This is a genomic window from Nocardia sp. 149-1B, assembly GCF_057747975.1.
Window position 1 is genome coordinate 720619 of record NZ_CM173233.1, and the last position, 11271, is coordinate 731889.

Below are 11271 nucleotides of genomic sequence, written 5' to 3' on the forward strand. Positions count from 1 at the left end.
CGGGCCGGGGATGAGACGCTGCGATGATCGTGCCGTGGACGACAGCATCGGTGTGCTCGTGCTCGCGGCGACCCCCATCGGGCAGGTCGGGGACGCCCCGCCGCGGCTGGCGCAGGAGCTGGCGACCGCCGACGTGGTCGCGGCCGAGGACACCCGCCGGCTCAAGCGCCTCACCACCGACCTCGGGGTGACGATCAGCGGGCGGGTGGTGTCCTACTTCGAGGGCAACGAGTCGGCGCGCACGCCGGCACTCCTCGAGAGCCTGCTGGCCGGGGAGCGGGTCCTGCTCGTCACCGACGCGGGGATGCCCAGCGTCTCCGACCCCGGCTACCGCCTCGTGGTCGCCGCGGTCGAGCACGACGTGCGCGTGACCGCCGTACCCGGCCCGTCGGCGGTGTTGACGGCCCTCGCGGTCAGCGGGCTGCCGGTCGACCGGTTCTGCTTCGAGGGGTTCCTGCCTCGCAAGCCCGGCGAGCGGCGCCGGCGGCTCGCGGATCTCGCGGGCGAGCGCCGCACGATGGTGTTCTTCGAGGCACCGCACCGGACCGAGGCGGCGCTGGCCGCGATGGCCGAGGCACTCGGGGACGACCGGGCGGCCGCGGTCTGCCGTGAGCTGACCAAGACCCACGAGGAGGTACGGCGTGGTCCGCTGGCCGAGCTCGTCTCGTGGGCGGCCGAGGGCGTGCGCGGCGAGGTCACGATCGTGGTGGCCGGTGCCGACCCGGAGGCCGAGGTCGCGGGCGACCCGGCCAGCCTGCGGGCCGCGGTCGCCGACCTCGAGGCCGAGGGAACGCCCCGCAAGGAGGCGATCGTCGAGGTCGCCCGCCGCGCCGGCGTACCGAAGCGCGAGGTCTACAACCTGGTTCACGGCGCGGGCCACGGGGCACAGGGGTGACCATGACCGGACGCATCAGCCAGTACGAGCACGACGGCCTGACCTTCGACGTCCTCGACGAGGGGCCGCTGGACGGCGCGCCGGTGGTGCTGCTGCACGGGTTCCCCGAGCGCAACACCTCCTGGCGCCACGTGGCCCCGCTCCTGCACGCGGCCGGGCTGCGGACCTACGCGCTCGACCAGCGCGGCTACTCTCCCGGCGCGCGTCCGCGGCGCCGGCGCGACTACCGCCTGAGCAACCTCGTGGGCGACGTCGCGGCGCTGGTCGACCAGATCGGCGCCCCTGTCCACCTGGTCGGCCACGACTGGGGCGCGGTCGTCGGCTGGACGGTCGCCGCCCGGCGGCCCGAGCTGCTGCGCACCTGGACCGCGGTCTCGGTGCCGCACCCGAACGCGTTCCTCAAGGCGGGCCTGACGTCCACCCAGGGCCTGAGGTCCTGGTACATCGGGCTCTTCCAGCTCCCGCGGGTCGCGGAGCTCGCCGCGTCGCGTGCGGGTGGCCCGTTCGACCTGTCCCTGCGCCGTGCCGGCATGACGACCGAGGAGGTCGCCCTGTTCCGGCGCGAGATCGTCGCGGACGGCGCGCTCCCGCACGCGCTCGGGTGGTACCGGGCCATTCCGCTGGGCGACCCCAGCGGCACCGGCCGGGTCGCCGTGCCCACGACGTTCGTGTGGAGCGACGGCGACGTCGCGGTCGCCCGCAAGGGCGCGGAGGAGACCGGGAGGTTCGTCGACGCCGACTACGAGCTCGTCGTGCTCGAGGGCACCTCGCACTGGATCCCGACGCAGGCGCCCGACGAGTGCGCGGCCGCGATCGTGCGCCGGGTCCGGGCAGCGGAGGCGACGCGGTGACCGAGCGCCCTCCTGCCCCCGAGCCGCTGCCGCACCCCGTGGTCGACAACCACTGCCACCTCGACACCGCCCGCGGCGACGAGGAGCCCTGGCCGGTGGAGGAGGCCCTCGCGGCCGCGGCGGCCGTCGGTGTCACCCGGATCGTCCAGATCGGCTGCGAGCTGCCCAGCGCCCGGTGGGCGGTCGAGGCAGCGGCGGCGTACGACGCGCTGGTCGCCGGTGTCGCGCTGCACCCCAACGAGGCGCCGCGACTGCCGGACCTCGACGCAGCGATGGCCGAGATCGAGCAGCTCGCGGGCGCCCACGCGAAGGTCCGCGCGGTGGGGGAGACCGGCCTGGACTTCTTCCGCACCGGCGAGGACGGGCGGGCCGTCCAGGTCGAGTCGTTCCGCCGGCACATCGACCTCGCCAAGCGACTCGACAAGACCCTCGTCATCCACGACCGCGACGCCCACGACGCGGTGCTCGACGTGCTCGACGACGAGGGCGCGCCGGAGCGCTGGGTGATGCACTGCTTCTCCGGTGACGCCGAGTTCGCGCGTCGCTGCCTGGACCGCGGCGCCTACCTGTCGTTCGCGGGCACCGTGACGTTCAAGAACGCTCAGCCGCTGCGCGACGCGCTCGCGATCACGCCGGTCGACCGGGTGCTCGTGGAGACCGACGCGCCGTACCTGACCCCGACGCCCCACCGCGGCCGCACCAACGCGTCCTACCTCGTGCCGCTGACGATGCGGACGATGGCCGAGGTTCGCGGCGCTGACCTCGCCGAGCTGTGCGTCGCGGTGAACGGCAACACCGAGACCGCGTTCGGGGGCACCTGGTAGCGCATCCGCCCTGGTCAGAGCGGGTGTTCGCTGCCCCGGAAGGCCCGGCAAGAGCAGAATTTGCCATCGAGATCCTGCTCACGATCCACAGATTTCCGCCCGCTCGGTTTGCATTTCTGGCACGTTGGCTGTTCGGCTGGACCGCGAAATCGCCGGGATCGGGACTGCAGGACACCAGACCAGTGCGTGTGGGGAACACACGTCGGGACGCACTGGCCCCCGAGGCCCGGGTCGTACGACGTTCGGAGAATCGTGCCCATCAATGAGCACAGCAATGAGCAGCAAGAGCCCAGCAAGAGCCTGCTGAGCCGAGCCAGCAGGAGCCGTCCGCTGATGGTCACCCTCGCGGCGGTGGTCGTCCTCGCGGTCGCGGGGAGCACCTGGGGCTACAGCGCACTGAGCAAGACCGTGACCCTCTCGGTCGACGGCAAGTCCCAGGAGGTCACCGCCTTCGGCGGGACCGTCGGCGACGTGCTGAAGTCCGTAGGCATCGAGGTGTCCTCGCGCGACGTCGTCGCGCCGAGCCTCGACGAGCGGATCGACGACGGCAGCAAGATCTCGGTGCAGTACGCCCGTCCGTTCGAGCTGAACGTCGACGGCCAGACCCACACCTACTGGGTCACCGCCACCACGGTCTCCCGCGCGCTCGACGAGATCGGGCGCACCTACGACGGCGCCGAGCTGTCGGCCAGCCGGGGTGGGGCGATCGACCGCGGGGGTATGAGCCTCGCGGTAGTCACGCCCAAGACCCTGAAGGTCAAGATCGGCGCCCACAAGATGGTCACCAGGACCCTCACGGCGCTCACCGTTGAGGACGCCCTCGACGAGCTCGGCGTGACGCTCGGCAAGCACGACCAGACCCGCCCCGCGCCGGAGCACCGGCTCGAGGACGGCGACACGCTGGTGTTCACCAACGTCCGGGTTGCCACCTTGCACGTCGCCGGCGAGGTGGTCGGCTTCGGCACCGTCAAGCAGGACGACGCGTCGATGACCCAGGGCGAGACCGACGTGGTCCGCGCGGGTCGGACCGGTCTGCGTGACGTGACCTACCGGATCGTCTACCGCAACGGCAAGGTCTCGGTCCGCAAGGTCGTCAGCCAGGACGTGCTGCGCCAGCCGGTCGACGAGATCGTCAAGGTCGGCACCAAGGCCCCGGTGAGCGTCTACGCCTCCGGCAACAGCGTGTGGGACAAGCTCGCCCAGTGCGAGTCCGGCGGCAACTGGGCCACCAACACCGGCAACGGCTACTACGGCGGGCTGCAGTTCAGCCTCGGCACCTGGCAGGCGTACGGCGGCTCCGGCCTGCCGAGCAGCGCCAGCCGGGAGACGCAGATCGCCATCGCCACCAAGCTGCGCGACGCGTCCGGCGGCTACGGCGCGTGGCCGGGCTGCGCGCACGCGCTGGGACTCCCCACATAGCTGCCCACGTCAGGGCGGCCCACACCGCGCTGACTACGCTGGCGCACATGTCTGACACCTCCGCCGGTCCGAGGCTCCTCGGACCGGCGGACGTGCGAGCGCTCGCCGCCGAGCTCGACCTGCGTCCCACCAAGCAGCGCGGCCAGAACTTCGTCATCGACGCCAACACCGTGCGCCGCATCGTCCGCGAGTCCGGCGTCACCGGCCACGACGTCGTCGTCGAGGTCGGCCCCGGGCTGGGCTCGTTGACGCTCGCGCTGCTCGAGGTCGCCGGCCGCGTCGTCGCGATCGAGGTCGACGAGGTGCTCGCCGGACGACTGCCCGAGACCATCGCGACCTACGCCCCCGGCCAGGCCGATCGCTTCGAGGTCGTGCTCGCCGACGCGATGCGCATCGAGGAGGTCCCGGGGCCGGCGCCGACGGCCCTGGTCGCCAACCTGCCCTACAACGTCTCGGTGCCGGTGTTGCTGCACCTGCTGATGCTGCTGCCCTCCCTCGAGCGCGGACTGGTGATGGTGCAGTCCGAGGTCGCGGACCGGCTGGCGGCGCCCCCGGGCTCCAAGGTGTACGGCGTCCCCTCGGTCAAGGCCGCCTGGTACGCCGACGTACGCCGGGCCGGCGCCATCGGCCGCAACGTGTTCTGGCCGGCGCCCAACGTGGACTCCGGCCTGGTCGCCTGGACCCGCCGCGAGCCGCCGGAGACGACCGCGACCCGCGAGCAGGTGTTCGCGGTCGTCGACGCGGCGTTCGCCCACCGCCGCAAGGTGCTGCGCGGCGTGCTCCGCTCGCTCGCGCCGGCCGAGGCCGTCGACGCCGCTCTCGAACGTGCCGGCGTCGACCCGCTCGCCCGCGGGGAGTCGCTGCGCGTGGAGGACTTCGCCCGGATCGCGGAGGGCCTGCCGTGGGAGGAGGGGCCGTGGAGGTGACCGTGCGCGCGCCCGCGAAGGTCAACCTGCACCTCGGCGTCGGCGCCCCCCGCGATGACGGCTTCCACCCGCTGGTGACCGTCTACCAGGCCATCGGGCTCTACGACGACGTCACGGCCCGGATCGCTCCCGACTGGAGCGTCGGGGTGACCGTGCCGGACTGGATGGACGACGACGCGGTCCCGCTGGCCGGCGACAACATCGTCGACCGGGCCGCGTCCCTGCTCGCCGCCCACCACGGCGTCGAGCCGACCGGCGAGGTCCACATCAACAAGGCGATCCCCGTGGCCGGTGGCATGGCCGGCGGCTCCGCGGACGCCGCGGCCGCCCTGGTCGCGCTCGACCGGCTGTGGGGCCTGGGCACCACCGACGACGACCTCCTCGGCCTGGCCGCCCGGCTCGGCAGCGACGTGCCGTTCGCGCTGCTCGGCGGCACCGCCCTCGGCGTCGGGCGCGGCGAGCTCGTCACACCCGTGGACGACCGCGGCACCTGGTGGTGGGTGGTCGTGCCGTCCGACACCGGACTGCCGACCCCCGAGGTCTACCGCCACTTCGACAAGATGTTCCCCGACGTCCCGTCCCAGCCGGTGCCGGCGGACGCGCTGCTCGAGGCGATCGCCACCGGCGACACCTGGGCGCTCGCCGACGCGCTGCACAACGACCTCGAGGCCGCCGCGATCGACCTGCGCCCCGAGCTGGGCCGCCTCATCGAGCGCGGCGAGGAGGCCGGCGCGCTGCGTGGCATCGTCTCGGGCTCCGGACCGACCTGCGTGTTCCTGTGCGGGTCCGCCGACCACGCGAGGTCCCTGGCGGCCGACCTGTCCGGCGCCGGCCACCCGGTCGTGCTCGCGGCCAACGGCCCCGTCTCCGGAGCCCACCTGGTGTCGTATGCCTAGCCCCGGGACCAACCTGGTCAACCTCGAGCGGGTGTCCAAGTCGTACGGCGTGCGCCCGCTGCTCACCGACGTCTCGCTCGGCATCGGCGCGGGTGAGCGGATCGGCATCGTGGGCCGCAACGGCGACGGCAAGACCACGCTGCTGGAGGTGATGACCGGCCTGGAGGAGGTCGACTCGGGGCGGGTCTCGCGGCAGCGGGGTCTGCTGATCGGGTACCTCCACCAGGGCGACGAGCTCGAGGACTCGCACACGGTCCGCGAGGCCGTGCTCGGCGGGCGCTCCGACCACGAGTGGGCCGCCGACTCGCGGATGCGCGAGATCGTCGAGGTGCTGCTGGCCGGGGTCGCGCTCGACCGGCCCGTGTCGGGGCTCTCCGGTGGCGAGCGGCGCCGGTGCTCGCTGGCCGAGCTGCTGCTCGGCGACCACGACCTGGTGGTGCTCGACGAACCGACCAACCACCTCGACGTCGAGGCCGTCGCGTGGCTGGCCCAGCACCTGGTCCGGCGTACGTCCGCGCTCGTCGTGGTCACCCACGACCGCTGGTTCCTCGACGAGGTCTGCCAGTGGACCTGGGAGGTCCACGACGGTGTGGTCGACGCCTACGAGGGCGGGTACGCCGCGTTCGTGCTCGCCAAGGCCGAGCGATCGCGGCAGGCGGCCGCCTCCGAGATCCGCCGGCAGAACCTGGTCCGCAAGGAGCTCGCGTGGCTGCGCCGCGGCCCGCCGGCGCGGACCTCGAAGCCGAAGTTCCGCATCGACGCGGCCAACCAGCTGATCGAGGACGTGCCGCCGCCGCGCGACCGGCTCGAGCTGCAGAAGTTCGCGACCCAGCGGCTCGGCAAGGACGTCATCGACCTCGAGGACGTCGATCTGGTGCGCGGTGAGCGTGTCCTGCTCACCCATGCGACCTGGCGACTCGGGCCCGGCGACCGGGTCGGCATCGTCGGGGTCAACGGTGCGGGCAAGAGCTCGGTCCTCAACCTCGTCGCGGGTGTGCTGGCGCCGCGGGTCGGCAAGGTCAAGCGGGGCCGGACCGTCGCGCTGCGGCACCTGACCCAGCAGCTCGACGAGCTCGACCCCGACGGCCGGGTGCTGCCGATGGTCGAGTCGTACCGCCGGGTCACCAAGACCACCGACGGCGGGGAGATCACGGCCAGCTCGATGCTGGAGCGGTTCGGGTTCACCGGCGACAAGCTGACCGCCCGGATCGGGGACCTGTCGGGTGGGGAGCGGCGCCGGTTCCAGCTGCTGCTCCTGCTGCTCGAGGAGCCCAACGTGCTGCTGCTCGACGAGCCCACCAACGATCTCGACATCGAGACGCTCAACGTCCTGGAGGACTTCCTCGACGGCTGGCCCGGCACGCTGATCGTGGTCTCCCACGACCGCTACTTCCTCGAGCGGGTCACCGACTCGGTGTGGGCGCTGCTCGGCGACGGGCAGATCTCGATGCTGCCGCGCGGGGTGGACGAGTACCTCGAGCGCCGGGCCGAGGCCCTGCACCTCGACGGGTTGGCCCACCACGACGACCAGCCCGCGGAGTCCGACGTACCGGCCTCGACGAAGGCGAAGCCCGGCAGCGCCGAGGAGCGTGCGGCGCGCAAGGTGATCGCCCGGATCGACAAGCGCCTCGCGCGGATCGCCGAGCAGGAGGCCGAGCTCAATGCCGAGGTGCTCGAGCACGCCCAGGACTACGAGCGGCTCGCGGAGCTCAGCGTCCAGCTGCAGGCGCTGGCGGCGGAGAAGGACGACCTGGAGCTCGAGTGGCTCGAGGCCGCCGAGGTGCTGGAGTAGTCGCTCAGCCCGAGAACGGCGCCGACAGCGCGCGCAGCAGCGCGGCCAGGCGGGGGCGGTCGCGCTCGGGCAGCGCGGCCAGGAACGTCCGCTCCGCGGCCACGAGCGCCTCGAACGCCTCGTCGACGGCGGTGCGGCCCTCGAGGGTGAGGCGGACCAGCACGCCGCGACGGTCGTGGGGGTCGGGCAGCCGTTCGACCAGGCCGCGGGACGTCAACCGGTCGACCCGGTTGGTCATCGTGCCGCTGGTCACCATGGTCTCGCGCAGCAGACGGCCGGGGGAGAGCTCGTACGGCGTACCGGCTCGGCGCAGCGCCGCCAGCACGTCGAACTCCCACGGTTCGACGCGAGCGGCGGTGAACGCGTCGCGCCGCGCCAGGTCGAGCTGACGTGAGAGCCGGCTGATCCGGCTGAAGACCTCGACAGGCCCGAGGTCGAGGTCGGGTCGCTCGCGCGCCCAGGCCTCGACCAGTGCGTCGACCTCGTCCCGCATGTCACGAGCGTAGCGGATCCCGTCGAGAATCTTGACATCGAGAGAGTCGAGGCGGACAGTATCTCTTGACGTCAAGATAATCGGAGGAGCCATGGCGCACACTTGGGACCCCGCCCGCTACCTGGCCTACGCCGACGAGCGCGGCCGGCCGTTCGTGGATCTGCTCGCCCGGGTGCGAGCCGATCGCCCTCGCACCGTGGTCGACCTCGGGTGCGGGCCGGGCAACCTCACCGCGCTGCTCGCCGAGCGCTGGCCGCAGGCTCGGGTGGCGGGTGTCGACTCGAGCCCGGAGATGATCGCCGCCGCTCGGGCCGCTGCCCCCGACATCACGTTCGAGGTGGGCGACCTGCGCGGCTGGGCTCCGTCCGCGCCCGTCGACGTCCTGGTCTCCAACGCGACCCTCCAGTGGGTGCCGGGCCACCTCGAGCTGCTGCCGCGGCTGGTCGCCGCGGTCGCGCCCGGTGGTTGGCTGGCGTTCCAGGTGCCGGGCAACTTCGGCGAGCCCAGCCACACGATCCGCGACGAGCTCGCCGCGCAGCCGCCGTACGCCGCCCACACGCGCGGGGTCGCCGTGCCGAGCAGCCATGACTCGGCGGTCTACCTCGGCCGGCTGGCGACACTCGGTTGCACGGTCGACGCCTGGGAGACGACGTACCTCCACGTGCTCACCGGCGACGACCCGGTGTTCACCTGGGTCTCCGGCACCGGCGCGCGACCGACCCTGCAGGCGCTGCCGGACGACCTGCGGACGTCGTTCGAGACGGAGTTCAAGCGGCGCTTGGACGAGGCCTATCCCAGACGCGAGTACGGCGTCGTCCTGCCGTTCCGCCGGGTCTTCGTGGTCGCCCAGGTGCCGGAATGAGGCTCCACCACGTGCAGGTCGCCTGTCCGGGCGGCGGCGAGGAGGCGGCGCGCCGGTTCTACCGCGACGGCCTCGGCATGACCGAGGTCGCCAAGCCGGCCGAGCTGGCCGGCCGCGGCGGCTGCTGGTTCCGCGCCGGGACCGCCGAGATCCACCTCGGTGTCGAGGAGCCCTTCGCCCCGGCCCGCAAGGCGCACCCCGCGCTGGTCGTCGACGACCTGGAGGCGGTGGCTGGCCGCCTGGTCGCGCTCGGCTTCGACGTCGACTGGAGCGAGCGGCACACGTTCCCCGGCTTCGAGCGCTTCCACGCCTTCGACGCCCACGGCAACCGCGTCGAGGTGCTGGCCTGACGGCGAGGTAGGGCGTCGGGTCGGCCGGGGTGGGCGGTGGCTGGTCCACGTGTTCGGGGGCGGGGGAGGTGGGTGGTGCACCGCCGGCCCGGGTCAGTGCCGGTGTCGGCCGGGGTGGGCGGTGGCTGGTCCACCTGATCTGGGGCGCGGGAGGTGGGTGGTGCACCGCCGGCCCGGGACAGTGCCGGCGGCGCCGGGGTTCGCGGTGGGTGGTGCACCGCCGGCCAGCGGCCAACCTCGGCGCCTCGCTGCGCGTGTCACAGGTACGACGCGAGGAGGGGGCTGATGAGCAGGCGGACGCGGTGGTGGATGGCGCTGGTGGCCCTCGCTCTGGTGGTGGCCGCCTGCGGGACGCCGAGCGACCCGGACGAGGTGGCGGATGAGTCGCGACCGACGGCGCCGAGCCCGAAGAGCCCGACGGCCGAGGTGGCGACGATGCCGGACCTCGCCGGGCTCGGGTCGGCCGAGGTGGACCGCGTGATCGGCGACCTCGGGCTCGGATCCGAGTGGCGCACCGCGACCGTGCGGTGCGAGGCCCGGCCGGGCACTGTCGTGCGGCAGTCGCCCCCGGCCGGCACCGTGCTCACCGACGACACCCAGGTGCGGCTGGCCGTCGCGATGCTGGACCTCGATGAGTTCCGAGGGCCGTGCGACCCTGCCGACGGCGACCTCGGCCCGGTGCTGGGGCCGGACGCGTCGCTGGCCCGCCGGTTCTACCGCTTCGCCGCAGACCCGTCCCTCGCGGCGCCTTTCGTCGCCGACGATGTGTGGACCGGGGTCGAGGAGGGGCTCGCCTCGACCACCGTGAGTCCGGAGGAGCGGGCCGACCCCGCAGCCTGGCGGCTCCGCACCGAGTACGCCGAGCGAGCGGGTCCGTTCTCTGCGCTGGACGTCGTGGCGAGCAGTGGCGGCTACTACGAGCTGCGCCGCGGGGTCGTCGGCACCTGTCCGGCCGGCGGCGACGACCCGCCGGCCGAGCTGAAGGGTCTTCGCGCAATCACGCTCACGCCCGCCCGCGACACCGTGGGCTCCTGCATCGACTGGTGGGGCGTGACGCTCTTCCTTGAGGGGGAGGAGATCCGCGGCGTCGCGCTGCGTCTGGGCTCACCCTGAGCCTGAGGAGGCCCTAGCCCCAGATCTCGCGGGCGAGAGGTGCGACCGCGAGCGCCTGGGCCCGGCCGGCGCGGGCCGAGTCGGCCCTCCGGGCCGGGTCGAGGACGTTCTTGCCGATGGCGGCCATCGAGGCCCGGTCGGGCGAGACCACCAGGTGCGGGGTCGCGCCGAGCAGCTGGCCGGCGGTCCGCATCGGGCCGGCCGCGCGGTCGACCGGGGTGAGCGCGAGGACCCGCTCGCAGTCGGCGACGAGATCGGCGTTCGAGCCCGATCGGGCGCCGCCGTCGATGTAGGTTCGGCCCGCGATCGGCACGGGTGGGTAGACGCCCGGCACGGCGCAGCTCGCGGCGACCGCCTCGACCAGCGAGACGCCGTCGGCGCCGTCGAAGACCCGGAGGGCGCCGCTCGCGACGTCGACGGCGGTGACGCGGAGCCGGCCGTCCGGGGCCCACTCCTGCACCGGCAGCCGCTCCCGGATCGCCGCCAGGCGCTCCTCCAGGGTCGGCAGCCTGCCGGCCGCCGCCCGCCGAGCCGACCAGCGCCCGACGTGCCGGCCGAACGCCTCGAGGTCTCCGCGGGCCCGGACCATGGCTCGGACGAACCCGGCGAGCACCAGCGGGCTGATGCTCGCGAGCGGCGCCGGCTTCGGGGGCGACACCTGGTGCTCGAAGAGGTCGACCAGCGAGATGCCGGTCGTGACCTGGGCGCCGACGACCGACCCGGCCGAGGTCCCGACGACGACGTCGGCGTTGGCGACATCCACCCCGAGGTCCTGGAGGCCCAGCAGCAGCCCGGTCTCCCAGGCGATCCCCGTGACCCCGCCGCCACCCAACACCAACGCTCGTCGCAT

General features: G+C 73.5%; 12 protein-coding genes. 10 read left to right on the forward strand and 2 right to left on the reverse strand.

What is annotated here, in order from left to right; all coding sequences use genetic code 11:
* Positions 1-10: 10 nt before the first annotated feature.
* From rsmI to AC3ANS_RS03490, 7 genes are all read left to right on the forward strand, one after another.
* Positions 11-895, forward strand: a complete 885-nt coding sequence (gene rsmI, locus AC3ANS_RS03460) for a 16S rRNA (cytidine(1402)-2'-O)-methyltransferase (protein WP_488294766.1) — start codon at positions 11-13, stop codon at positions 893-895.
* 2 nt (positions 896-897) lie between these two features.
* Positions 898-1746 carry an alpha/beta fold hydrolase gene (locus AC3ANS_RS03465; RefSeq protein ID WP_488294767.1) on the forward strand — a complete coding sequence of 283 codons (849 nt, stop codon included), beginning with the start codon at positions 898-900 and terminating at the stop codon, positions 1744-1746.
* Positions 1743-2570 (forward strand): TatD family hydrolase, encoded by an 828-nt coding sequence (locus AC3ANS_RS03470; protein WP_488294768.1) that lies wholly within the window; start codon positions 1743-1745, stop codon positions 2568-2570. The genes AC3ANS_RS03465 and AC3ANS_RS03470 overlap by 4 nt, the downstream gene beginning before the upstream one ends.
* Before the next feature lie 333 nt (positions 2571-2903).
* Positions 2904-3989 (forward strand): resuscitation-promoting factor, encoded by a 1086-nt coding sequence (locus AC3ANS_RS03475; RefSeq protein ID WP_488294769.1) that lies wholly within the window; start codon positions 2904-2906, stop codon positions 3987-3989.
* A 47-nt stretch (positions 3990-4036) separates the two neighbouring features.
* The gene (gene rsmA / locus AC3ANS_RS03480; RefSeq protein ID WP_488294770.1) at positions 4037-4915 is read left to right on the forward strand and encodes a 16S rRNA (adenine(1518)-N(6)/adenine(1519)-N(6))-dimethyltransferase RsmA; all 879 of its coding nucleotides are present in this window, start codon (positions 4037-4039) and stop codon (positions 4913-4915) included.
* Entirely contained in the window at positions 4906-5811 is a 906-nt protein-coding gene (locus AC3ANS_RS03485) for a 4-(cytidine 5'-diphospho)-2-C-methyl-D-erythritol kinase (protein WP_488294771.1), read from the forward strand. The genes rsmA and AC3ANS_RS03485 overlap by 10 nt, the downstream gene beginning before the upstream one ends.
* A complete protein-coding gene (locus AC3ANS_RS03490) occupies positions 5804-7603 on the forward strand; it encodes an ABC-F family ATP-binding cassette domain-containing protein (protein WP_488294772.1) in 1800 nt (599 codons plus the stop codon). Before AC3ANS_RS03485 ends, AC3ANS_RS03490 begins: the two co-directional genes overlap by 8 nt.
* A gap of 4 nt (positions 7604-7607) precedes the next feature.
* Here the strand turns inward: AC3ANS_RS03490 and AC3ANS_RS03495 are convergent, their stop codons facing one another.
* Complete coding sequence (locus AC3ANS_RS03495) at positions 7608-8096, reverse strand: MarR family winged helix-turn-helix transcriptional regulator (RefSeq protein ID WP_488294773.1); 489 nt, start codon at positions 8094-8096, stop codon at positions 7608-7610.
* Between the two features lie 91 nt (positions 8097-8187).
* On the opposite strand from AC3ANS_RS03495, the gene AC3ANS_RS03500 reads away from it, so the two are divergent.
* From AC3ANS_RS03500 to AC3ANS_RS03510, 3 genes are all read left to right on the forward strand, one after another.
* Positions 8188-8958: a trans-aconitate 2-methyltransferase gene (locus AC3ANS_RS03500; protein WP_488294774.1), complete on the forward strand. Its 771-nt coding sequence runs from the start codon at positions 8188-8190 to the stop codon at positions 8956-8958.
* Positions 8955-9308: a VOC family protein gene (locus tag AC3ANS_RS03505; protein ID WP_488294775.1), complete on the forward strand. Its 354-nt coding sequence runs from the start codon at positions 8955-8957 to the stop codon at positions 9306-9308. The genes AC3ANS_RS03500 and AC3ANS_RS03505 overlap by 4 nt, the downstream gene beginning before the upstream one ends.
* A 285-nt stretch (positions 9309-9593) precedes the next feature.
* Positions 9594-10421: a PASTA domain-containing protein gene (locus AC3ANS_RS03510; protein WP_488294776.1), complete on the forward strand. Its 828-nt coding sequence runs from the start codon at positions 9594-9596 to the stop codon at positions 10419-10421.
* 13 nt (positions 10422-10434) lie between these two features.
* On the opposite strand, the gene AC3ANS_RS03515 is transcribed toward AC3ANS_RS03510, so the two are convergent.
* A complete protein-coding gene (locus AC3ANS_RS03515; RefSeq protein WP_488294777.1) occupies positions 10435-11271 on the reverse strand; it encodes a patatin-like phospholipase family protein in 837 nt (278 codons plus the stop codon).

What these genes read in the sequence shown, in the direction of transcription:
- rsmI (WP_488294766.1), top strand. Translation starts at nt 11, where the DNA reads ATGAGACGCTGCGATGATCGTGCCGTGGACGACAGCATCGGTGTGCTC.
- AC3ANS_RS03475 (WP_488294769.1), top strand. Translation starts at nt 2,904, where the DNA reads ATGGTCACCCTCGCGGCGGTGGTCGTCCTCGCGGTCGCGGGGAGCACC.
- AC3ANS_RS03505 (WP_488294775.1), top strand. Translation starts at nt 8,955, where the DNA reads ATGAGGCTCCACCACGTGCAGGTCGCCTGTCCGGGCGGCGGCGAGGAG.
- AC3ANS_RS03495 (WP_488294773.1), bottom strand. Translation starts at nt 8,096, where the DNA reads ATGCGGGACGAGGTCGACGCACTGGTCGAGGCCTGGGCGCGCGAGCGA.
- AC3ANS_RS03500 (WP_488294774.1), top strand. Translation starts at nt 8,188, where the DNA reads ATGGCGCACACTTGGGACCCCGCCCGCTACCTGGCCTACGCCGACGAG.
- rsmA (WP_488294770.1), top strand. Translation starts at nt 4,037, where the DNA reads ATGTCTGACACCTCCGCCGGTCCGAGGCTCCTCGGACCGGCGGACGTG.
- AC3ANS_RS03490 (WP_488294772.1), top strand. Translation starts at nt 5,804, where the DNA reads ATGCCTAGCCCCGGGACCAACCTGGTCAACCTCGAGCGGGTGTCCAAG.
- AC3ANS_RS03465 (WP_488294767.1), top strand. Translation starts at nt 898, where the DNA reads ATGACCGGACGCATCAGCCAGTACGAGCACGACGGCCTGACCTTCGAC.
- AC3ANS_RS03510 (WP_488294776.1), top strand. Translation starts at nt 9,594, where the DNA reads ATGAGCAGGCGGACGCGGTGGTGGATGGCGCTGGTGGCCCTCGCTCTG.
- AC3ANS_RS03515 (WP_488294777.1), bottom strand. Translation starts at nt 11,271, where the DNA reads ATGCGACGAGCGTTGGTGTTGGGTGGCGGCGGGGTCACGGGGATCGCC.